General features: G+C 34.4%; 19 protein-coding genes and 6 pseudogenes. 21 read left to right on the top strand and 4 right to left on the bottom strand.

Features of this window, described 5'->3' with window-relative positions:
- Positions 1-74 precede the first annotated feature (74 nt).
- The 4 genes from yeiL to AC3WVZ_RS15445 all read left to right on the top strand — a co-directional run bounded on the left by yeiL (position 75) and on the right by AC3WVZ_RS15445 (position 2,857).
- The gene (gene yeiL, locus AC3WVZ_RS15460; protein ID WP_065382329.1) at positions 75-767 is read left to right on the top strand and encodes a transcriptional regulator YeiL; all 693 of its coding nucleotides are present in this window, start codon (positions 75-77) and stop codon (positions 765-767) included.
- 13 nt (positions 768-780) lie between these two features.
- Positions 781-1,134, top strand: coding sequence for a glyoxalase superfamily protein (locus tag AC3WVZ_RS15455; protein WP_000632406.1), 354 nt, complete (start codon positions 781-783; stop codon positions 1,132-1,134).
- Between the two features lie 150 nt (positions 1,135-1,284).
- Positions 1,285-2,328: a flavin-containing monooxygenase gene (locus tag AC3WVZ_RS15450; RefSeq protein WP_233935039.1), complete on the top strand. Its 1,044-nt coding sequence runs from the start codon at positions 1,285-1,287 to the stop codon at positions 2,326-2,328.
- Positions 2,329-2,608: 280 nt separating this feature from the next.
- Entirely contained in the window at positions 2,609-2,857 is a 249-nt protein-coding gene (locus AC3WVZ_RS15445) for a hypothetical protein (RefSeq protein WP_000666948.1), read from the top strand.
- A gap of 88 nt (positions 2,858-2,945) precedes the next feature.
- On the opposite strand, the gene AC3WVZ_RS15440 is transcribed toward AC3WVZ_RS15445, so the two are convergent.
- Complete coding sequence (locus AC3WVZ_RS15440; RefSeq protein ID WP_000819661.1) at positions 2,946-3,140, bottom strand: hypothetical protein; 195 nt, start codon at positions 3,138-3,140, stop codon at positions 2,946-2,948.
- Between the two features lie 133 nt (positions 3,141-3,273).
- Between AC3WVZ_RS15440 and AC3WVZ_RS15435 the strand changes: the two genes are divergently transcribed.
- Together AC3WVZ_RS15435 and bla2 are read left to right on the top strand one after the other, a co-directional pair.
- Complete coding sequence (locus AC3WVZ_RS15435; RefSeq protein WP_233935037.1) at positions 3,274-3,555, top strand: hypothetical protein; 282 nt, start codon at positions 3,274-3,276, stop codon at positions 3,553-3,555.
- Positions 3,556-3,711: 156 nt separating this feature from the next.
- Positions 3,712-4,493 (top strand): annotated as a pseudogene (bla2, locus tag AC3WVZ_RS15430) (BcII family subclass B1 metallo-beta-lactamase).
- 142 nt (positions 4,494-4,635) lie between these two features.
- On the opposite strand, the pseudogene AC3WVZ_RS15425 reads toward bla2, so the two are convergent.
- Positions 4,636-6,005 (bottom strand): annotated as a pseudogene (locus tag AC3WVZ_RS15425) (IS1182-like element ISBth7 family transposase); the annotation flags it as partial.
- Between the two features lie 782 nt (positions 6,006-6,787).
- Here AC3WVZ_RS15425 and hcp point away from each other — a divergent pair.
- The 5 genes and pseudogenes from hcp to AC3WVZ_RS15400 all read left to right on the top strand — a co-directional run bounded on the left by hcp (position 6,788) and on the right by AC3WVZ_RS15400 (position 11,689).
- Positions 6,788-8,074: a hydroxylamine reductase gene (gene hcp, locus AC3WVZ_RS15420; RefSeq protein WP_065211782.1), complete on the top strand. Its 1,287-nt coding sequence runs from the start codon at positions 6,788-6,790 to the stop codon at positions 8,072-8,074.
- A pseudogene (locus AC3WVZ_RS15415) lies at positions 8,070-9,860 on the top strand (RHS repeat domain-containing protein); the annotation flags it as partial. The gene hcp and the pseudogene AC3WVZ_RS15415, both read left to right, overlap by 5 nt.
- Positions 9,844-10,494, top strand: a complete 651-nt coding sequence (locus tag AC3WVZ_RS15410) for a hypothetical protein (RefSeq protein ID WP_072770360.1) — start codon at positions 9,844-9,846, stop codon at positions 10,492-10,494. The pseudogene AC3WVZ_RS15415 and the gene AC3WVZ_RS15410, both read left to right, overlap by 17 nt.
- Positions 10,495-10,696: 202 nt before the next feature.
- Positions 10,697-11,043: pseudogene (locus tag AC3WVZ_RS15405) on the top strand (RHS repeat-associated core domain-containing protein); the annotation flags it as partial.
- Between the two features lie 160 nt (positions 11,044-11,203).
- Positions 11,204-11,689, top strand: coding sequence for a hypothetical protein (locus tag AC3WVZ_RS15400; RefSeq protein ID WP_000548430.1), 486 nt, complete (start codon positions 11,204-11,206; stop codon positions 11,687-11,689).
- Between the two features lie 118 nt (positions 11,690-11,807).
- Here AC3WVZ_RS15400 and AC3WVZ_RS15395 read toward each other — a convergent pair.
- Positions 11,808-12,265: pseudogene (locus AC3WVZ_RS15395) on the bottom strand (transposase); the annotation flags it as partial.
- A gap of 884 nt (positions 12,266-13,149) precedes the next feature.
- Between AC3WVZ_RS15395 and AC3WVZ_RS15390 the strand changes: the two are divergent.
- The 4 genes from AC3WVZ_RS15390 to AC3WVZ_RS15375 all read left to right on the top strand — a co-directional run bounded on the left by AC3WVZ_RS15390 (position 13,150) and on the right by AC3WVZ_RS15375 (position 15,569).
- Entirely contained in the window at positions 13,150-13,470 is a 321-nt protein-coding gene (locus AC3WVZ_RS15390; protein WP_000429488.1) for a PadR family transcriptional regulator, read from the top strand.
- Between the two features lie 75 nt (positions 13,471-13,545).
- Complete coding sequence (locus AC3WVZ_RS15385) at positions 13,546-13,887, top strand: DUF1048 domain-containing protein (RefSeq protein ID WP_000891986.1); 342 nt, start codon at positions 13,546-13,548, stop codon at positions 13,885-13,887.
- 170 nt (positions 13,888-14,057) lie between these two features.
- Positions 14,058-14,819 carry an ABC transporter ATP-binding protein gene (locus tag AC3WVZ_RS15380; protein WP_065212057.1) on the top strand — a complete coding sequence of 254 codons (762 nt, stop codon included), beginning with the start codon at positions 14,058-14,060 and terminating at the stop codon, positions 14,817-14,819.
- A complete protein-coding gene (locus AC3WVZ_RS15375) occupies positions 14,820-15,569 on the top strand; it encodes an ABC transporter permease (RefSeq protein ID WP_072770220.1) in 750 nt (249 codons plus the stop codon).
- A gap of 159 nt (positions 15,570-15,728) precedes the next feature.
- On the opposite strand, the gene AC3WVZ_RS15370 is transcribed toward AC3WVZ_RS15375, so the two are convergent.
- Positions 15,729-16,691: a helix-turn-helix transcriptional regulator gene (locus AC3WVZ_RS15370; protein WP_065382378.1), complete on the bottom strand. Its 963-nt coding sequence runs from the start codon at positions 16,689-16,691 to the stop codon at positions 15,729-15,731.
- 109 nt (positions 16,692-16,800) lie between these two features.
- Here AC3WVZ_RS15370 and AC3WVZ_RS15365 point away from each other — a divergent pair, with 109 nt between their 5' ends.
- The 6 genes and pseudogenes from AC3WVZ_RS15365 to AC3WVZ_RS15340 all read left to right on the top strand — a co-directional run bounded on the left by AC3WVZ_RS15365 (position 16,801) and on the right by AC3WVZ_RS15340 (position 21,560).
- Positions 16,801-17,280: a GyrI-like domain-containing protein gene (locus AC3WVZ_RS15365; protein WP_002195671.1), complete on the top strand. Its 480-nt coding sequence runs from the start codon at positions 16,801-16,803 to the stop codon at positions 17,278-17,280.
- A 146-nt stretch (positions 17,281-17,426) separates the two neighbouring features.
- Positions 17,427-17,684 (top strand): DUF3963 domain-containing protein, encoded by a 258-nt coding sequence (locus tag AC3WVZ_RS15360; protein ID WP_001036214.1) that lies wholly within the window; start codon positions 17,427-17,429, stop codon positions 17,682-17,684.
- 477 nt (positions 17,685-18,161) lie between these two features.
- Positions 18,162-19,652 carry a WD40/YVTN/BNR-like repeat-containing protein gene (locus tag AC3WVZ_RS15355; RefSeq protein ID WP_345743018.1) on the top strand — a complete coding sequence of 497 codons (1,491 nt, stop codon included), beginning with the start codon at positions 18,162-18,164 and terminating at the stop codon, positions 19,650-19,652.
- A gap of 107 nt (positions 19,653-19,759) precedes the next feature.
- Positions 19,760-19,915, top strand: a pseudogene (locus AC3WVZ_RS15350) (DUF3963 domain-containing protein); the annotation flags it as partial.
- A 152-nt stretch (positions 19,916-20,067) separates the two neighbouring features.
- The gene (locus AC3WVZ_RS15345) at positions 20,068-20,700 is read left to right on the top strand and encodes a LysE family translocator (RefSeq protein ID WP_233935036.1); all 633 of its coding nucleotides are present in this window, start codon (positions 20,068-20,070) and stop codon (positions 20,698-20,700) included.
- 98 nt (positions 20,701-20,798) lie between these two features.
- Positions 20,799-21,560: a glycosyltransferase family 2 protein gene (locus AC3WVZ_RS15340; protein WP_000141007.1), complete on the top strand. Its 762-nt coding sequence runs from the start codon at positions 20,799-20,801 to the stop codon at positions 21,558-21,560.
- The last annotated feature ends 474 nt before the right edge of the window (positions 21,561-22,034 follow it).

Below are 22,034 nucleotides of genomic sequence, written 5' to 3'. Positions count from 1 at the left end.
TTGTTATGACATATGTCATAGTGGAAGAAGAAAATTTTGATTACAATGGGGATGAGTTGTAAAGGTGGGGAACTATGAAGAAAATATGTAATTCTATTAAATTAGCAGAGTATATGAAGAAAAATAATATTGATTCATTTTTTAGTCATGATATGAAGCCATATATGGAACTTATATTTTTTAAAAAGAATGAGTTTATTTGTAGAGAAAATGAAGAGATAGATTATTTATATTTCTTTGTTGAAGGAAAAGCGAAAGCGTTTAACACATTAAGTAACGGGAAATCCGTATTACTGTGTTTTTATGATAGTTTGCAGTTACTTGGAGATGTAGAGTTAATTCATTCCCAAAGGATTACTTCAAATGTACAAGTAATGGCAGATTCATATTGTGTTGGTTTACCATTAGGAAAAGTGAGAAATCAGCTATTTCATGATGCGAAATTTTTAAGATGTATTTGTGGATCGTTAGCACATAAGTTAAATCGACTTTCAAAAAATAGTACAATTAATTTATTGTATCCGCTTGAAAATAGACTTGCGAGTTACATGTTAGCAGCAGGAGAACGGGCAGTACAGCACGGAAATAGAATTGTATTTAGTGGGAATTTAACGGAAACAGCGGAATTGTTAGGAACGAGCTATCGGCATTTGTTGCGCACATTAAATGTTTTTTGTGATAAAGAGATAATAAAGAAGAATGATGGTTGTTTTGAAGTAGTAAACGTGGAAGTTTTGGGAGAATTGGCAGCAGATGTTTATAAATAGGAGGAGAGTATAAATGATAACACCTATATTTAGAATTTTTGATATTGAAAAAGCAAAACTATTTTACTTAGGTTTTTTAGGATTTAAACTGGATTGGGAACATCGGTATGAGGAAAATATGCCATTATATTTGCAAATTTCGTTACAGGATGCTGTGATACATTTATCAGAACATCATGGTGATGCCTCACCAGGTGGTGCGATTCGGATCAAAATAGATGATGTAAAGGATTATCATTCTGTAGTATTAAGTAAAGAATATGCTTATTCGAAGCCGAATATAGAAAAAACACCTTGGGGTACAATTGAATTAACTGTAATTGATCCGTTTTCAAATAGAATTACACTATACGAGGAAAAATTGTAGAAATGGAATGAAGAGTAGTTCATAGAGCAGTGAACTGCTCTTTTTTATTTTGAGTAGATATTGAATCATATAAAAAGAAAATGTTATGATTATGGAAACGTATGAATATATGAACAAGTATTCATGCGTTTAAGAAGAGGAGGGATTAGAATGAAAGATCTAATTATTATTGGGGCGGGTCAAGCTGGATTAACAATGGGATATTACTTGAAGCAAGAAGGGTATAATTTTTTATTACTTGAGGCAGGAAAACGTGTTGGTGATTCATGGAGAAATCGATATGATTCTTTGCAGCTTTTTACCCCAAGGTCTTACAGTAGCTTGCCGGGTATGGCGTTAATAGGTGAAAAAAATGAATTTCCATATAAAGATGAAATTGCAACTTATTTAGAAGAATATGCAAGACATTTTCAATTACCGGTACAATTACAAACGGAAGTTCTAAAAATAAAGAAAGAAAAAGAAATATTTGAATTACATACTCCTACAGAAATTTTACAAACGAAAAAAGTTATTATCGCATCAGGTGCTTTTCAGCAACCGTTTATTCCCTCAGTTTCAGCAAATCTATCATCACATATTTTTCAAATACATTCATCACAATATAAATCACCATCACAAATTCCTAAGGGAAAAGTACTAGTAGTAGGTGGTGGGAATTCAGGAATGCAAATTGCAGTAGAACTGGCAAAGACTCATGAAGTTACGGTGTCTATTAGTCATCCTTTAACGTTTTTACCGTTACAACTTTTTGGAAAAAGTATTTTTAATCTGCTAGAAAAAGTGGGTTTATTGTACGCTGAAATAAATACAAAGAGGGGAAGATGGTTTCAGAAGAGAAAGGACCCTATTTTCGGTTTTGAAGGTAAGAAACTTATTCGTAATGGAGCAATCAAACTGCAAGAAAAAGTAGTAAGTGCATCAGGAAATAACATTATGTTTCAGAATGGTGATACTTATAGTGCAGAAAGCATTATATGGTCAACTGGTTTTGTTCAAAATTATAATTGGATTGAAATTGAACAGGCAGTGAATGAGAAGAGATTTCCTAATCATATAAAGGGAATCAGTCCCGTAAAAGGATTGTATTATATCGGTTTACCATGGCAATCTCAAAGGGGTTCCGCACTTATTTGTGGTGTAGGAAAGGATGCAGAGTATGTACTTTCTGAAATCAAAAAAATAGATCAGTAGCAATAACTACTGATCATCCATATGTACATGAATTAGGAGAGGTCAAACATTTATTAACTTTATTATAATAGACTTTCATAGAATTAAAAACTGAAAATTCAAATTTAATGTTGAGAAAGTTTTTTGTATCGAAATATACGAAAAAATAGGGATTTTTATTAAAACAGAAAAAGATATTTCTATTTTAGTAAATTATGATATAGTCTAAATAAGTGTGTTTTTCCATAAATGTAATTATTTTCATTGTAATTTTGTTTATATGAGGGAAGGAGAAGTAATTATGAAGTTTGATGATCAACGCTTACTAGGAGTCCGATTAGGTTCTGTACTTGTGACAGAGGAAAATCAATATTTAGTAATTAAGAAAAAAGATCATTATGCACTGTTAAATATACATAATTTAGAATGCACTCATGTTGAAGTGCAGTTAGAACATTTGGAAGAAATGTTGCGGGAAGATTTCCAAGAAAGTATAACGGAGATTATCGCACCAGAACATATAAAAATTGTTGCGAAAAATGTTATATAGATAAAGAAGCTGGAAGGAACAGCTTCTTTATTTTCATTATAAGGGTAACCTTTTTACAACCTCACCAATGAAGTGTTTTCTTTTTTAGTTAGTTTGAAGTGAACTTTTGAAAAAAATTGTCTCGGTACATGTACATAACCCATGAGATTGTTATTAAAGAAATGATGATTTGTTTGTTTTTAATTGGTGCATTGAAAACAAGCCAACCAACTATATCAAATAACAAATGTAGCACGATTGAAAGAACTACAAATTGAAGTAACGTATTTAAAAATCTTTTCATAAAGTGTCCCCCTAAAATAATAGGTTTTATTAACAGTTTGATATAGTGATATTATACATTAAATGTGTATTGTGGTAAAATTTACATAAGTTAGTGGAATAAAGTAAATGAAAGTTAGTAAGGGGGAACATTCATGGAATTTTGGATGGTTATACTGATAGTAGCCTTTGGTTTCATTTATATCGCTGAAAAATTAACTACAATTGAAAAGAAAAATGATGCGCATTTAAAGAGAATTGAAGATAGATTACAATTAATTACGAAAGAAATGGGAATTGTAGAAAGAGAACCTGAAATTAATAAAGAACTACGCCAGCTTGTAGAAGAAGGCAAAAAAGTTACAGCAGTTAAGAGAGTAAGAGAAGCTTTTGGTTTTTCCTTACTACAAGCGAAGCAATATGTTGATAAATTATAAAAAAGATCATCCATTTGGGTGATCTTTTTTCACTGCACCATGCGTGTATTTACATAAGCGGCGATAATAAAGTGTCCAATTATATGGAACAAACATTTGAGATAAATTGTCTAATATAGGTAATAACTATTTAGCTTGAAAGAAAGGGTTGATGACATGAAAAAGAATACGTTGTTAAAAGTAGGATTATGTGTAGGTTTACTAGGAACAATTCAATTTGTTAGCACAATTTCTTCTGTACAAGCATCACAAAAGGTAGAGAAAACAGTAATAAAAAATGAGACGGGAACCATTTCAATATCTCAGTTAAACAAGAATGTATGGGTTCATACGGAGTTAGGTTATTTTAATGGAGAAGCAGTTCCTTCGAACGGTCTAGTTCTTAATACTGCTAAAGGACTAGTGCTTGTTGATTCTTCTTGGGATGACAAATTAACGAAGGAACTAATAGAAATGGTAGAAAAGAAATTTCAGAAGCGCGTAACGGATGTCATTATTACACATGCGCACGCTGATCGAATTGGCGGAATAACAGCGTTGAAAGAAAAAGGAGTTAAAGCGTTAAAGCGCATAGTACAGCATTAACCGCAGAACTAGCAAAGAACAGTGGATATGAAGAGCCGCTTGGAGATTTACAAATAATTACGAGTTTGAAGTTTGGCAATACAAAAGTAGAAACGTTCTATCCAGGGAAAGGACATACAGAAGATAATATTGTTGTTTGGTTGCCACAATATCAAATTTTAGCTGGAGGCTGTTTAGTAAAATCTGCGGAAGCTAAAGATTTAGGAAATGTTGCGGATGCGTATGTAAATGAATGGTCTACATCGATTGAGAATGTGCTGAAGCGATATGGAAATATAAATTCGGTAGTACCTGGTCACGGGAAAGTAGGAGACAAGGGATTACTTTTACATACATTGGATTTATTAAAATAAGAAATTGTAGAAATACAAAAGAAAGGAGAAATAATTTTCTCCTTTCTTTCCAGAGTGTTGGGAAACCCTTTAGGGTTCCCAACACTCTGGAATCTTTTTTGATTTTAGCGAATAAAAACAACATAAAATAATAGAATTTTAAAAAATAGCCCTCCACCTGACCCTTTTTGGTCAGGTGGAGGGCTATTTTTTTCATGTTTTGACAAGCTGCGGTGAGATAAGCTTGCATTTGGACAGACTTCAGCCCTCGAAACCGGGCATAGCGGTAGCCATGTAGTTCTTTGGCGTCTGCAAAGCTTCGCTCTATAGTGGAACAGCGTACTTTATACAACCTTTTCCCTGTAGCTGTTAGCTTGTTTTTTCTAGCAATATCCTTATATTTCTCCCACACATGATGAGTGATAACTTTTTGTTTTTGTTTCTTTGAAAAGCACACCTCACGTAACGGACAAACAGCGCAGTCTTCTGGATTCGATTTGTATTGACGGTATCCTTCACGATCAGTTGTTACATATTCTAGAATACATCCCATCGGACAAGCGAAAACATTCATTTCTTCTACATATTTAAATTGGCTTTTCGGTACTTCTTTATTCCGTTTTCCAAATCGGCGATACCCCATCACCATAAATATATTCCGTTCTGATAGTTTCTTACAGATATATCCTGTAAAATAGCCAGCATCAAGGGCAACAGCTTCTACTTTGAAGTCGAATTTATCAATCTGAGCTTGGAGGCGTGCTAAATACGGCTCGGAATCTGCCATATTTCCAGCCGTTACATAGGTATCTGTAATAATATTGTACTTCGCATCAGTCGTACGATGATCCAAGAAATGAAAACCATTTGGTTTTCCATCTCTCATTAAAAATCCACTATCTGGATCCGTTGTACTTATACGAGTTTTTTTGGTAGGGGTATCACTTTCCTTTCTAGGTTTTAATTCTTTTTTCCATGTACCTCACGATCTTCGATTACCGCAGCTTCTAGCTCGTCTATATAAAACTTTGCTTTTTCTTTTTTATATTTATGTACAAATTTATTTTTATTGGCATTGGCCTTAATATGTGTAGAATCTGTCATCAGTGCACGTCCTCCTACCATCCGGTGCTCCGTCGCTTGTCTCACAATCTCATCAAAAATTTCTTCGAAAATATTTGTATGAATAAAACGAGTACGACGATTCCAACTGATTGTAGAGTGATCCGGAATAGTATCCGATAGAGAAAACCCTAAAAACCAACGGTAGGCAATATTCGTTTTAATTTCCTTTTCCAATTGACGCTCAGAACGAATACCGTAAAAATATCCAATAAACATCATCTTAAATAAAACAATAGGATGAATGGACGGGCGTCCATTGTTTTCACAGTAATAAGGGCGTAACTTCTCTTCAATAAAATCAAAACTAATTGTCGCTTCAATTGCACGAAGGAAATGATCTTGTGGAACCAACTCTTCTACAGAAACAGATACACGCTCATCACGATGATTTTTTAAAGCACCCATCATAAAAAATCTCTCCTTTTCCTCTTTTTTATCAGTGTTGACACATAAAAAGAGGTTCAGACACAAAAACAGGCTGTGGAGAAGACTTTCTCCACAGCCTGAAAAGAAAGGAGAAATAATTTTCTCCTTTCTTTCTTCTAACTATATTTAAATGCTGAATCTGTCAATTACGTCAGCATATATTACTGAGATTTTAATTCCAAGTATACAAATACTAGTACTGTCATAATTGCAATAACAACGTAAGTAGCATCAAGCATTATAAGTGTTTTTAAAGTTTCAGTCATCGTAATTCACCCCTGTTATAAAAATATAACATGATCTTTTTATTGATTAGATTAGAGATCATAAAGATAAAATGTATATGAAATTTCTTAAGTAGCTTCTATATAAATATATCATATAAATAATGTAAGTAATGTTAAGATAGTGTAAATGTATTGTAAATAAAGAGGTTTACAATGAAGGCTTTAATAAAAAAATGATAGTTCCTTAAAATAAAAAATACGCTATTTTCATATGAGATGAATTGCAATTATTTGTATAAGGGATTCAAAAAAATTTTTTGTTGTATATATTTCTCCAAATTAATTATTTAGCTATTTAAAAGTATCGAAAGATGTGTGCACACTAATGTATATTTTTTGGATGTCAATAAAAGTATTATGTCAACAATATGAACTGTCACAAATCTTTATATATTATTGTGATTGATATCACATCACTTTTTTTCAATGGGTATTATGCTTAAGGTGTAATGAATGATTGGGAGAGGGTGGGATGATATGTTTTGTTATCAATGTGAACAAACGCCAACAGGCGGATGTAAAGTAATGGGTGTTTGTGGCAAGAATGAAACGATTGCGAGTCTACAAGATACGATTGTGTTTGGGCTAAAAGGAATTGCAGCTTATCGCACACATGCTGCTCAGCTAGGGTATACGGATGGATTTGTAGATGCTACAACACAAGAAGCTTTATATATGACATTAACAAATTCTAATTTTAACGAACAAGAGCATATTGATATGGCTATGAAAGTGGGGAAATCAGCTTTACGGGTGATGGAATTATTAGATGAGGCACATACGAATCATTTTGGTGTGCCAGAACCTGTACAAATTACACAAAATCGTGTAGAAGGTAAAGCAATTGTAGTTACGGGCCATAATTTATTTGCATTAGAAGAACTATTAAAGCAAACAGAAGGAAAAGACATTAATATTTATACGCATTCTGAAATGCTACCAGCACACGGATACCCGCAACTGAAAAAATATAAACATTTAAAAGGAAACATCGGTAAGGCATGGTATGATCAAAGACGCCTTTTTGAAAAATTTACTGGTGCCATATTAGCTACAACGAACTGTGTTATGCCAATTAAAGGATCATACTCTGATCGATTCTTTTCATATGACATTGCAGGTTTAGAGGGTGTACAAAAAATTGAAAATGATGATTTTACACCATTGATTCAAAAAGCACTAGAACTTTCAGAAGTACATATGGAGTCGGATGAACAGTTAGTAACAGGGTTTCATCATCATACAGTATTATCATTAGCTCCGGAAATTATTAATGCAGTAAAAGAGGGGAAGATAAAGCGTTTCTTTGTTATTGCCGGTTGTGATGCACCGGGAAAAGGTGGAGAATATTATCGTGAATTAGCAACGTCACTTCCGCCAGAAACAGTTATTTTAACAACTTCTTGCGGGAAATTCCGCTTTAATGATGTGGATTACGGTGTTGTACCTGGTACCGAGATTCCGCGCTACATCGACTTAGGACAATGTAATAATTCCATTTCTACAGTGAAAATAGCAGCTGCATTAGCTGATGCTTTCCAATGTGAAGTGAATGAATTGCCAGTAAGTATTGTGCTATCATGGTTTGAACAAAAAGCGGTTGCCATTTTACTCGGGCTATTTAGTCTTGGAATTCAAGATATTCGCATCGGTCCAAAGGCTCCTGAATTTATTTCACCTGGCGTGCTTGATGTATTACAAGAAACATTTGGTTTAAAACTAATTACAAATGCAGCAGAAGACATGGCTATGATGTTATCGTAACGGAAAAGATTCATTTACATTTGAACGTGATCAAAACGGACAAGTTACGAAAGTGAAAGACCATGTCAATGGTGTAGAACGAACAAAAACATACGATAAGGCTGACCGCGTTACAAGTGCAACAGATAGCCGAGGCGGAAAAATTGACTGGGCATATCACGACAAAGCAAACAGTAAGACAGAGAAATTAAAAGAACAAACAGTAACACAAGGTGGATACACAAATAAAGTATCGTATGACTACAACACGCTAGATCAAAACATTCGTGTAACAGACGGTTCTCAAACGTATCGATTTGATTATGATGATCAAGGAAACGTTCGTACGTATACAGCTGGTAATGGTTCAGGTTCGACGTTTAACTATGACCACGCGAACAAAATTAAAGACCTAGTAGTAGGTACATCCAACAGTATTCTTCTTTCTGAACGATATGAATATGATCAAGCGGGTAACCGTACGAAGATTAAACATGAAGGTGCGGGCGGAAAAGTAACAGAAACAAACTTTGTATATGACCCGATTAACCAATTATTAAATGAAGCACTACCAAACGGAACAAGTAAATCTTACACATATGATGGATTTGGAAACCGTACGAGTGTGAAAGTTGTAGAGAATGGAAAAGAAACAAAATCTATAGCGGCAACATTTAATGACGGAAATCAGCTTGTGAAATTCGGAAACGAATCGTTAACGTATGATGCGAATGGAAATCGTACATCTGACGGGAAGTACAAGTATACATGGAACGAAGATGACCAGATTGTAGCGATTACAAAACAAGGTGAGAGCAATGCATTCGCAACTTATAAATATGATGAGAATAACCGTCGTATTGAAAAGAGTGTAAATGGTCAAGTAACACGTTATTTCTATGATGGAGATAGTATCAACCCATTATATGAGACGGATGGTAGTGGAAAGGTACTCCGCCAATATGTATATTCCGTAAATGGTTTACGCATGGCTATGAAATCGCAAGGACAAACGTTATACTATCACTATAATCCTCGTGGTGATGTCGTTGCGATGACGAATCAAGACAAGGAAGTTGTAGTAACATACGAATATGATGCATGGGGTAACGTATTAAAAAGTGACGCAAAAGGTATCGCAGCAGATAATCCGTTTGGATATGCGGGATACATGTATGATAAAGAGATTGGCATGTATTATCTAGTTGCGCGTTATTATAATCCAGAGCATGGTGTGTTCTTATCGGTGGATCCTGATCCGGGCGATGAGGATGACCCGGTTACAATGAATGGGTATACGTATGCGGATAATAATCCAGTCATGCTGACCGATCCAGATGGTCATTTTGCTTGGATGGTATTGAACGCAGGTTTTGCGGCCTATGATGGTTATCAAGCGTATAAAAAGAATGGTTGGAAAGCAGCTGCAGTAGCTGTTGGTGTCGGATTAGTTGGTGGAGCAGCTTATAAAGGTGCGAAATTAGCATATAATACATTCAAATATGGAAAAAAGCTTAATTTTACTAATACTACAGTTGGAAATTCTGTATCAAATTTTAGGGTTAATATAAGTCTGCGCCAATTACACAATAGATTAGGAAAAGCAGGATGGAATCAAGACATAACTTACCGAAATGGTTTGCAAATTAGGAATTTTACTAAAAACGGAAGGAAAATAACTACTCGCAATGGATCGAGTAATGGTGAGAATACTGCTGAGTATTATGGAAGAGGGAAGAAAAAAAAGAAAGATGTTATTAAATTTAGGTTAAAGGGAAAGGGGAAACAGGTTGAGAAAAATAGATAGCTTATTTCAACTTACCGAGGAAGAGTATAGTTTTGTTTATAAAAGAATTGCCGAGATGGTAGATATGGAAAAAAGTTTACCAGAGTATGTAGTCAGGGGTGACCTTGATAAATATATATTGCTATTTAGTTGTTATGATTTTGGTGCTGAGGGATTTATTGATTCGTTAAAACAAATAGGCGAAGTTTTAGGAGAGCATACGGCATATATATGTACAAAACAAACTTTTCGATATCGAACTTTTCTATTTTGGACTAAGAGCGGATATTTTGATGAAGATGTAAAAAAGGCAGCAAAGTTTGATGTGAATATATCATCAGAAGACTATTGGGATATTATCACATGGCGGGAAGAAAAGGATGGAAAAGAGTTCGGATGCTCACTGCGTGATCATTTTGTACTTTATATACTATTTTCTTCTGGAAAGGTATTGTTGGTGATTGATGTTCGTGACGACGTAGCGTTGCTAATTAGTGAAAAAGATATTTATAGGGATCAGATGATTGATACAACGATATGGCAGCCTCTTTCTGATTTTCTTATTGAAACGGAGGAGTACCATAAAGAAATTTTTCGCGATGGAGGAAAAAGGTATAGGAAAGCTTTAATTGAAAACTATGCTGGTCTGCAATAAAGGAATGGCAATGCAAGTATTGAAAGTAGTAATATTTTATACATGTCGTTCTAGGATTATAAAATTAATTCATTGCTAATATTCTTTTTAATGATGAGTGGGATATAAAGTTTTATAGATTCAGTGCATCTCGAAAATTAAACAGGTAATTTTTGAGATGCACTTTTTATTTTAAATAATCTATTATTCTTAAGGAAGAGGTAGTATTCCACCGTTATATGGGATAGATGGAAATGGGACTGCCCTTCGTCAATATATGCATTTAATAAATGGTGTACGTGGAGCAATGAAATCACGAAGACAAACAGTATACTACAACTTCTTCATGGTGACGTAGTCGCGATGACAGATCAAAATAGGGAAGCTGTAGCAACGTATGAATATGATTCGTGGGGTAACGTATTAAAGAGTGATACGAAAGGTATCGCAGCAGACAATCCATTTGGATATGCGGGATACATGTATGATAAAGAAATTGGCATGTATTATCTGATTGCGAGATACTATAATCCAGAACATGGTGTGTTTTTATCGGTAGATCCTGATCCGTATGCAAGGCCTGGTCAAAAGAAACAAGGAAGAGAAAATAAAGAGAAAAAAAGAAAAAAGGTTGGAAAAGTCAATCAAACAAACGAGATGGTCCTTCAAAACCTAAAAAACATACACCAGGTAAGGGGCATAGAAAATATTAGGTAGTTAGGGTGATGATATGCATATTTGGACACTGACAAATTGGCAGAAATATTATAATTTAGAAGACAAGAGCCACCGTACAGGATTAAGATTAAAGTTTGATAAAGATGTTGATCCTGAGGTAAGAAGAGCAATTAAAGAATTTTGTAAATGGTTACGACAAGAGTATTATTTCCCTATTAGAGTACCGATATATGTGAAATCTGCATGTAAAATTAAAGCGATGGATGGAGAGCTAGTCTATGGAACTTTCTTCGAGCCATTTAATCGAAATGATGAGCCATATATTCGTATTTCAACAGGTGATTATTATGAAACGTTAAAAAAAAATGGAAAAGATGATGCATTAGGATATTATCTGGTTACTATTGCTCATGAGCTGACCCATTATTTCCAATGGATTAATGATATTAATTTAACTAAAATTGGATATGAAAGGCAAGCTACTACCTATTCGGGATATATTATTGATGAATATAAAGAAACGAGAGAACACCCTTAATGTTCAAATTGAGAAAAAGGCACTCAGCGGAATCAATGATTGGAAAATTAAGAAGACTAATGAAGTAATACAATTAAAACTGAAGTGAACCCTGAAAATGGAACACCTATCAAAACACCTAAACCATCTGTTCCCTAAATTCTTTAGGGGATAGGTGGTTTGATTTTTCTTGTATTCGCACACAATTGTAGTAATGAATGTATTCTAGCACAACCTTTCGTACAGCTGTGTTGAATACTCTTGCTATCTTTTGTGAGTAGAAAGTTCCGCTTTTAAATGCGCAAAGAAGCTTTCCATGATGGCATTATCATGGAAATTTCCTTTCCGGGATATGCTGGTGATAATGCCATTTTGTTTGGCATACGATTGAAATTCCTTCGCAGTATAAACACTTCCTTGGTCTGTGTAAAGAATGACATCTTTTACTTTTCGTCCTCTCATTGCTTGTTTTACTATCTTCATCGCTAAGGACCGATTACTGACGACATAACTTATAATTTGGCGATTAAAGGCATCCATAATCGTTGATAAATACAAAGTACGCTCTCCAAATAATAAATAAGTTACATCCGTAAATCACTTTTCATTTGGAGCTAAATGAATTTTCGGGATTTTTTAGAGGGAATTAATTTATTGCTGATGGCATGATCAAGGAAAAATGGAATTTATTAAAAGTGAAAACAACTCATAAAAATTTTCTAACTTTCATTCGACCTTTGGTATTTTATTAAAGGATCCGAAATTAGGTATAAATTAATACCGAAATATCGAATGGTTTTTTACATATTAGATGCTACATTGGGTATTTCTTTTATAAACTAAGGCATAATTTAATTGAAACTTGGCTTAGCTTTAGTAATGATATTTTTAATGTTTCTGTATAGTGAAGAGGGCAGTTGATATTTAACGAACAAAAAACACAATTCTCTTAATCTATTTCATGAAAACAAGATACATCGGTATAAAAACACTAAGAGAGGTGATTTAAATTACACTTTGGGTTGTATATAGTATTATTGTAAGCGAATGGCTAATTATAAAAGAACAACCATTACAAAAACTAGCTGTATATGAATAAGGACATATGATCAAATATATAAAACCGAGATACTCCCATTTTTTCGGTTTGGGGGCATCTCGGTTTCGCTAGCTTGATGGAAATGGGGTAGCCCCTTACAAAAAAGATTGTATTTATTTTTGTTGTAGAGCATTCTTTAGCTTACTAGCTATATGGATAGTTCAACATAAAAAAGTAGGCTGTATCCGGTTAGGGTAAAGCGGATTTTTAATTTTTTTGAAAATAAAGTTGACATCCATAACTACTTAGTCATACAATGTAGATGTAATAAGTGATACTGAATAGTTCGGATTCACAAAACTGTTCAGTAAAAAATTCGCCTTAGTACTCTGTGATACTGAATATAAGTCAGACAGAATAGGGGGTAAAGGAGGATCAGGACATGGAAAATTTAACTGAAATGCTGAAAGGTTCACTGGAAGGGTGTGTACTGGAAATCATTAGTCGCCGTGAAACGTATGGCTATGAGATTACCCGCCACCTGAATGATCTTGGGTTTACCGAAGTTGTGGAAGGTACGGTGTATACCATCCTCGTACGATTAGAGAAGAAAAAGCTTGTGAATATTGAAAAGAAACCATCAGATATGGGACCGCCTCGTAAGTTTTATTCATTAAATGAAGAAGGCCGCCAGGAGCTTGAATTGTTTTGGAAAAAATGGGATTTTGTATCGTCAAAAATTAACGTCTTGAAGTCAAAATAGGTTCATAAGATAAAATGTTCCGGCCGATATTTTGAGAATTTCTTGTTCGGTTTTATAAAAAAGGAGGAAAATAAGATGTTAGAAATGTTCAAAAAGTTAATTGGTGATAAAAAAGAGTACAAAATGATGATGGCACGAGTTGAGGCTCTGCCAGAGGACTACCAATTTGTATTTAAGAAAATTCAAAACTACATGTGGAATTTTTCAGCGGGTAACGGGATGGATATGTTACACATACAGTATGAATTAATCGATTTGTTTGAAGCTGGTGCAGCGGAAGGAAGACAAGTGCTTGACATTACTGGGGATGACGTGGCTTCCTTTGCTGACGAACTAGTGGCAAATGCTAAAACTTACGTCTCCAAGTATCGTGAAGATTTGAATGAAAGTATTATGAAGAAATTGAGAAAAAAATAAATGGAATAAGTAGTACCGACTGATTAGCTGGTTACACATATGAATTGCCCTCATAGCTATTCAGTTATATTTTTAACTCGGTACTAAGTAATACAGAATATCAGTGATACTAAATAGATAGAGGTAAATAAATAGTCTTCGCAAAACATTTTTATAGGGAGGAAAAAAGTATGAGTCATGCAGCGATTTCTGTAAAAGGCTTGAAAAAATCCTTTAAAGACAAGGAAGTTTTAAAAGGGGTAGATTTTGAGGTGCAGCGTGGAGAAATTTTCGCGCTGCTAGGCTCAAATGGAGCTGGAAAGACGACAACGGTTAACATCCTTTCGACGCTAATGAAGCAAGATAGCGGTGAAGTAAGTATTTGCGGATTTGATGTACAGCGTCAACCAGACCATGTTCGTCAAAGTATCAGTTTGACAGGGCAGTTTGCAGCTTTAGACGGTATGCTGACTGGGAGGGAAAACTTGATAATGATCGCCAAATTACGTGGTGTTTTCAATCCCGCTCAAGTTGCTGACAATCTACTTGCAAGATTTAGCCTGACTGATGCGGCAAACCAAAGGGCAGATCAGTATTCAGGCGGGATGAAGCGCCGGCTTGATATCGCGATGAGTTTGATTGGGGCGCCAGCAGTTATTTTTCTTGACGAACCAACGACTGGACTTGATCCTGAAGCGCGAATCGAAGTGTGGGATACAGTCAAGGAACTTGCTGGTAGCGGCACAACTATTTTGCTTACGACTCAGTACTTGGAGGAAGCAGAACAACTGGCAGACCGTATCGCTATTTTGCATGGCGGAAAAATTATTACGACAGGTACTCTTGCTGAACTAAAAGAGATGTTCCCGCCAGCAAAAGTGGAGTATATCGAGAAGCAACCGACATTGGAAGAAATATTCCTTGCGATCATTGGCAAAAAGGAGGAGATGTAAATGAAAAGTAAAACAGGTGTATTACTAGGTCGTTTAATGCGTAACATTATGCGCAGTCCGGATACAATTATTACAGTAGCGATTACACCGATTATGATGATGCTATTATTTGTCTACGTGTTTGGCGGCGCAATAAAAACAGGAACGGAAAATTACGTCAATTATTTATTGCCGGGAATTTTGCTAATGGCTATCGCATCCGGTGTAGCTTACACTTCCGTGCGACTCTTTACGGATGTAAAGAGTGGGCTGATGGCACGTTTCATTACGATGCCTATTAAGCGCTCATCGATATTGTGGGCTCACGTTTTAACCTCTCTTGTTGCTAATGTACTTACTATCGTGGTGGTTATTCTTGTTGCACTCTTAATGGGCTTTCGTTCCAGCGCTAATATTCTAGATTGGCTTGCAGTAGCTGGGATACTAGGGATGTTTACGCTGGCGCTAACATGGCTAGCTATCATTCCAGGATTGAAAGCGAGGTCTATGGAAGGGGCGACTGCTTACTCGTACCCGCTAGTTTTTCTTCCATTTATTAGTTCGGCCTTTGTACCTACCGAAACGATGCCAAAAATTGTTCGTGTGTTTGCGGAGAATCAGCCTGTAACTTCAATCGTGAATGCGATTCGTGCTCTTTTATATGAAGGAACTGTTGGTAACGATATTTGGATTGCGCTCGCTTGGTGCGTAGGTATAATGATTATTTCTTACTTTTTCGCCAGTAAAGCATTTAAACGTCAGTTAGGGTAAGAAACGAGATAAACGAAACCTTCAGGAATAATATATATTTAGAAAAGCACGGGAGATTTTCCGTGCTTTTATTATTTATCATGCTCTCATTGTAGTAAATGAAATGGTATTTAAAAATAGAATAATTGTCCATAAAGCTTAATATTTGAGGCTCACTGCTTATGGAATGTATAAGCGCACTCGTTTTTGTAAATCTGCTAATACTTCATCGGGAATTTCTTTGATTTTAATATCCTTCCCTAGAAAAAGCAGCCAATTTATTATTTCCGTCATTTCATCGGGATTGTTAACATTGATAAAAGTTTTTAAAATGGCTGTGGATTGGTAAGGATTAGTATAAGATATTGAAATTTTTAAAGGATGGTATTTTTTGAACTGGGCAATTGCTGTCGGACCAAGTTCAAATACAAGGTTAATTGCTTCGTCCTTCTTACTTAGTTTTTCTAAAATCTTTTTCTTATTTAGCCTTTTGTTCGTCGTGTATGGTTCAATATTAATGAGATCATCGACAGGAAACATCATCTTCTTTTCTTTTTTTAAGTCAAACCCTTCAATGATCCAATGGCTTTTTTCTTGATAAAGGTGCAATAGATAAATTGGATAAGACTTGATTTCTTCATCTTCTTTCATAGTAATCAATAAATGGTTATCCAAAAGAAGGATTTGAATGAGTTTTTCTAACATAGGATGGGGGAGATCAGAAAGCTCAAGTAGATCGGGATTATGAGGGTTAGTCCCTTGGAAAAGCAAGAGTTGATTTAAAAGAACGAGATCATCTTGCTGGGTTTCTGAGATGAGTCCTAGTAGTTTTTCGGCTAAAGATTGACGACTCTTTAGGTAGGGAAGTTGTTGATTCCTTGTAGCCATAAAGGCAATAAAAAGAGCTTTCACTTCATTATCAGTAAAGCGAACAACGGGCAGGATAGAGTTGTGCATAACAAAATATCCCCCGGTCCTCCCAACTTCAGCGACAAGTGGCATTCCCATAGCTTCGATTTCTCTAATGTCTCTAATAGCTGTCGACCGTGATATGTTAAATTCTTGTATGATTTCAGAAATTGTAAAGTGGGAGCGGTTGTTGATATACCGCATAATTGTATTAATCCGTTCAACTTTTTTCATTTTAGTCTCCTAAACAGTATCATTTTTTGACATGGTTTAAAGGTATTATAAACGTATCAGATGAAAAGATAAATCGTTTGATTAATAAAACAAGAGGCAGGTTTTGCAAATGAAAAATTATACTATAGAAGAAAAAGATAGCTTTATTGTGTTAGGTATTGGAACTGAAATTAAGAGTGAATACACAGACTTTGCTGGAATAAATAAAGAAAAGGAAGACTTTTGGTCGGCTGTTAAAGAAGATGGAAGGCTGGACACTTTAAAAGCTTTAGCTACAAATGAATACATTTTTTCCGTGAGCGAAGCGGTGAATAACAAAATGATGTATTATGCGGGTGTCATGACAGAAGCACAAATAGAAGAAGAATCTAGAGTGATTCAGTTTCCGAGGGGAGAATACTTAGTAGTGAAAGGGGAAGACAAAACGGCTAAAGAGCTAAGTAATAAGCTTACTGGCATCGCCTTCGGTCAAGCTTTACCAGAAGCAAAGGATTTTGCCTATGTTGGTGGACCGAATACAACGGTTGAGATGGGACAGAGAAATGGCTTAGTATTTGGTGAAATGTGGATTCCGGTTGTTAGGAAGTAAAGTGATAAAAGGTGCGAATATGGAAAGTAGAGGCTAACGATCTTGTATTGTTGGCCTTTTTGAAATGAATATAATATTCATATACTGCTACACAGTATGTTCTGATAAAATGGAATAAAAGGGGATTCCTGTAAGGTGGTGGCAGATTGAATAAAAAAAGATTATTTGAGCTATTCATAGTAACGTTTGTTTTTCTATTCCTTCATGTAAGTACATTTACTAATGAAAAATTTAACGATAAATTGGGATCTTTTACTTACATTGTTTTATTTCTTATGCTTACTATCAACGCTATATTTATAGAAAGGTATTTTGGTGATATACAAAAGTGGATTCGAAATATTACATGTTGCTTTGCTTTATTCGTAGTGGTTTTAGTAGCTCTATGGATAGGTTATTTTTAGTCCTTACTTAAGAGAATGAGAAATATGTGATTACACTACATTTGATCCGATAATATTACTTAGCTGCATCGGTTTATATTAATCTTTTCTCTCCTCAATCATGATAAAATGTACAATAGGAAATTTTATGTAAGATAAAGAAGGAAGGTTTACGGTCAGCCTGAGTACTTTGCTAGCTTTTGCGCTTGTTTCACTTAGTATGGTGAGCCTATTTTGATTTATCTTATTTCTCATTCCATTACGTAGGGGCGTATGGCAGGATTTATTTTTTTTATTGAGCATCATGCTTGGATTTGTAATTCATATAAATGAAGCAACTTTAGTATTCACTCAAAAATCCATTGTCTATGAAACAACTAGATTTGTAAACGGCTTTAATAGAAAGATGTCTATTGTATTTTTTGCGGCAAGATTAAATAGCTTTTTTGTTACTTTACAATAAAGTATACTTAATATCAGTAATTCATGTAATTAGGGGTGGTTTCTATATTTAGAGAAAATACAAAAAGGATACTTCTGTCATTAGTAACAAATCCAATACTAATAATTGTATACGGGATTTTTTGTTATGAGTTGGCCTTATACTGTAAGTACGGAAGAATGAATTATAATATTTACATTTTGTTATTATGTATAGTACTTTTTATATCCATAACTACATTTACTACAATGCGGGTGATAAAAAATAGAGAATATGAATCTAAAAAATTAACAAATTCAATAGCATGGAGATCCATTTCTATTATCATTATTGTTGCAATTACATCATTTTATGGGATGCAGATTTATAAAAGTGCAATAAATTACAATGGCAAATTGGCATGGTTTATAGAAAAGTTAAAACATGAAAGGTCAGTTAAACTTAAACTTAAACATAATAATATATATAAATCTGGAGTAGAAGGTATTTTTGAAGATATAAATAAAAAATATCCTTTGCCAAAGAAATTGTATATGGCAACTGATTTTGATCTTACATTTCATTCAGATGGAACAATCACAGCGTTTGATACATTTGTTTATGGGAAAAATGTTGATGGGAAAGAAGAAACTTATTTAATCTCTTATAATAAGAAGAAATCAGAAGATATTACTATAATACGAGATGGATATGCAAAGCCTGATTATAATGATGATAAATTAGTAGAACCTTTAATTAAAACGGTTAAGGCGATTCCAGTTAAGCAAACGGTTAGAAAATGGAATGAAAGTAAGTATGGGTTGATTTATTATGGAAAAAGAAATTGGGGATCCAATACAGAGGGAATTATTAATATTACTGAGGATGGTAAGGGGCAGAGTCTTAAAAAAGCAGCTTCTGATATCATTGGATATACTGTATCTATATTTGTTCCTGGAAAAGAGCAAGAGCTAGTCCCTGCTAGATATAATTTAATAAGTGACGCAAGTTGGAGTAAATCAAAGACGCCTCCAAAAGAAGATATGCTTAAAGAGAAGAAACAACAAGATTTAAAGAATGAAAAAGAACAGTTTTTCCTATCGAAAGAAGTTGGTTATAAACTAAATATGACAGATAAAGCATTAGGGAGCGCCTTTTATTCATTAAGCAAGACTAGTGATGAAGGGAAAACATGGGAGGTTATCAATCCAGACCCATTTAATGGGGGGATTGGTAGTGTATCAGGAATCACTTTTATAAATGATAAACTTGGTTTTTTAGGAGCAATTAGGCCTTCTGGTAATGAAGGAGAGTTATATCGCACAGATGATGGGGGAGTATCTTTCAAAAAGGTAGAATATCCGCCGCATGAAGTGAAATTAGATCATACACAGTCCACAATAAGTCCTTTTGATTCACCTAGTATGCCATATGAGAAAGATGGGGTTTTTAATATGTTAGTTGGACAAGGGGCAGATGGAGACTACAATGGCGATAGTAGTGCACTTTATCAATCAAAAGATAACGGAGAGACATGGGAATTTGTAGAAGAAGTGAAAAAGAAATAATCAGAATGTTTTTTTGAAAAATAAGGTAACTACTCAGCTATACATTTTATTTAGAAGTTTGGTAAGGGGTATAATTCCAGCCATGAAGATAAAAATGGACCTATACCTCGCTGCCTTTCTTTGTTTTATTTCTTATGCTTACTATCAACGCTATATTTATAGAAAGGTATTTTGGTGATATACAAAAATGAATTCGAAATATCACATGTTGTTTTGCTTTATTTGTAGTGGTTTTAGTAGCTCTATGGATAGGGTACTCTTAGATCCTTACTTAAGAGAATGAGAAGTATGTGATTACAATACATTCGATCCGATAATATTACTTAGCTGCATCGTTTTATATTAATCTTTTCTCTCCTCAATCATGATAAAATGTACAATAGGAAATTTTATGTAAAATAAAGGGGGAAGGTTTATGGTCAGTTTGAGTACATTGGTAGCTTTTGCAATTGTTTCGCTTAGCATGGTTTGTTCACCTGGGCCTAATATGATTTACCTCATTTCCCGTTCCATTACGCAAGGACGTATGGCGGGATTTATTTCTTTATTGGGCATCATGCTCGGATTTGTAATCTATATAATCGCAACTATGTTTGGACTTACAGTTCTATTCGTTGCTGTTCCCGCTGTATATGAAGCAGTAAAGTGGGCAGGTGCTGCTTACTTGCTCTGGCTCGCCTGGAATTCGATTAAACCGGGTGCTACATCTATTATGGAACCTCATATGATTTCTAATGAGCCACCAAGGAAATTATTTCTGATGGGACTCATGACGAATCTTCTGAATCCAAAGATTGCTATTTTGTATGTATCACTTCTACTTCAATTTGAAGATCCAGAGAAGGAATCGTTGCTTTTTCAAGGTGCAGTTTTGGGGCTTACGCAAATCACTGTTAGCTTTATAGTTAACCTTGTAATTGTATGTACAGCAAGTAAAATTGCAAAATGGTTTGGCACACGCCCGACGTGGCTACGAGTACAGCGTTGGCTTATGGCAAGTGTTTTAACGGGGCTTGCTGTACGTCTTGCTTTTGAACGTCGACAGTAAGAGCCTCTTTACCGTCAGTTTCTATAATATAACCTAATAAATATTAATATAATTTATGTATAGTAGATATTTACCTTATAAAATAAGGGGGGAATATTATGACTGAGACAAACGAATCTTCAGGAGTTAATTTGAAAAAAGATGTGAAGTTTTCTATTATAATTCCTGCGCATAATGAAGAAAAGTACATTAGAAAATGTTTAGATTCAATTGCAAAGGCATCAGAGGCATATAAAGAGCAAACGGAAGTTATAGTTGTTTTAAATCGTTGTACAGATAAAACAGAGGAAATAGCAAAATCTTATAATTGTGTTACATTGAAAAATAACGATAAAAACTTATCTAAAATTCGAAATGCAGGGGCTAAAATAGCTAGTGGAGAAATAATCGTTACTATAGACGCTGATACCATAATGACAGAGTCTATGTTGTTTAATGTAGATAAATATTTAGCTTCAGGTACATACATTGGTGGTGGGGTGAATGGTAAGTTTGAAAGAATATCTTTAGGAATATTTCTCTCCGCAATGTTAATCATAATCCCCTTACTTTTTAAGTACGGAGCTATATCTGTAGGGATTTTTTGGTGCTATAGAAAAGACTTTATGGCAATCAACGGATTTAATGAAAACATGCTTATGGCAGAAGATGCAGATTTCGCTAAACGTTTAAAAGAGTGGGGAAAGAAAAATAATAAGAAATTCGGTACTATTAAAAATGGAATGATAACTTCATGCAGAAGATTTGATACATATGGAGACTGGACTTTACTTAAAAATCCAAAAGTAATTTTAGCTTATCTAAAAGGAAATGATAGAAAATACGCAGATAAGACATATTATGATAACCAAGAAAGATAAAAATGGAGAAAATCAGAAGAGGATAGCTAGTACTTTTTTAGATATAATGAGAATCCAACTTAATTTAATAGACATTATAAGAAAACCACCAATTTGATTATCCTTTTTCAAATTGGTGGTTTTTATTTTTGAAATAAATATGTATTTTTTTATAAAAATATTTTTTGACCCCCATAAAACTATGTATTCCTCCGAATATGTATAGTGAAGAAAATAAATAGAAGAAAAATGACTATGAAAGAATATAGAAGCATTAATAAAATTACTAGATTAGGTGGGCATCCAAAATAAAAGGATGAAATTACCAATGGTATAGAGGAGAGTTATTCAAGGATTGCAGATAAAATAGAAAAAGAATAAGCAAAACGAACGGTAGAAAATAAGAAAGTAGATAAAAATACAAACTTAACTGTAGTGCCGAGAGAAAAGGAAAATCATTAAGAAAACGTTGGAAAAAGTTAGACTCAAAAAATA

This window comes from Bacillus sp. CPT56D-587-MTF (assembly GCF_058792335.1).
The sequence above is the reverse complement of the archived record's forward strand: the minus strand, read 5'-3'. Positions and strand labels throughout refer to the sequence as shown.

Bases quoted from the DNA above. Each gene is read 5' to 3' on its own strand.
- AC3WVZ_RS15400 (WP_000548430.1), top strand. From the start codon at position 11,204: ATGCATATTTGGACACTGACAAATTGGCAGAAATATTATAATTTAGAA.
- AC3WVZ_RS15390 (WP_000429488.1), top strand. From the start codon at position 13,150: ATGGAAAATTTAACTGAAATGCTGAAAGGTTCACTGGAAGGGTGTGTA.
- AC3WVZ_RS15445 (WP_000666948.1), top strand. From the start codon at position 2,609: ATGAAGTTTGATGATCAACGCTTACTAGGAGTCCGATTAGGTTCTGTA.
- AC3WVZ_RS15375 (WP_072770220.1), top strand. From the start codon at position 14,820: ATGAAAAGTAAAACAGGTGTATTACTAGGTCGTTTAATGCGTAACATT.
- AC3WVZ_RS15455 (WP_000632406.1), top strand. From the start codon at position 781: ATGATAACACCTATATTTAGAATTTTTGATATTGAAAAAGCAAAACTA.
- AC3WVZ_RS15345 (WP_233935036.1), top strand. From the start codon at position 20,068: ATGGTCAGTTTGAGTACATTGGTAGCTTTTGCAATTGTTTCGCTTAGC.
- AC3WVZ_RS15435 (WP_233935037.1), top strand. From the start codon at position 3,274: ATGGAATTTTGGATGGTTATACTGATAGTAGCCTTTGGTTTCATTTAT.
- AC3WVZ_RS15450 (WP_233935039.1), top strand. From the start codon at position 1,285: ATGAAAGATCTAATTATTATTGGGGCGGGTCAAGCTGGATTAACAATG.
- AC3WVZ_RS15370 (WP_065382378.1), bottom strand. From the start codon at position 16,691: ATGAAAAAAGTTGAACGGATTAATACAATTATGCGGTATATCAACAAC.
- AC3WVZ_RS15380 (WP_065212057.1), top strand. From the start codon at position 14,058: ATGAGTCATGCAGCGATTTCTGTAAAAGGCTTGAAAAAATCCTTTAAA.
- AC3WVZ_RS15340 (WP_000141007.1), top strand. From the start codon at position 20,799: ATGACTGAGACAAACGAATCTTCAGGAGTTAATTTGAAAAAAGATGTG.
- AC3WVZ_RS15440 (WP_000819661.1), bottom strand. From the start codon at position 3,140: ATGAAAAGATTTTTAAATACGTTACTTCAATTTGTAGTTCTTTCAATC.
- AC3WVZ_RS15365 (WP_002195671.1), top strand. From the start codon at position 16,801: ATGAAAAATTATACTATAGAAGAAAAAGATAGCTTTATTGTGTTAGGT.
- hcp (WP_065211782.1), top strand. From the start codon at position 6,788: ATGTTTTGTTATCAATGTGAACAAACGCCAACAGGCGGATGTAAAGTA.
- yeiL (WP_065382329.1), top strand. From the start codon at position 75: ATGAAGAAAATATGTAATTCTATTAAATTAGCAGAGTATATGAAGAAA.
- AC3WVZ_RS15385 (WP_000891986.1), top strand. From the start codon at position 13,546: ATGTTAGAAATGTTCAAAAAGTTAATTGGTGATAAAAAAGAGTACAAA.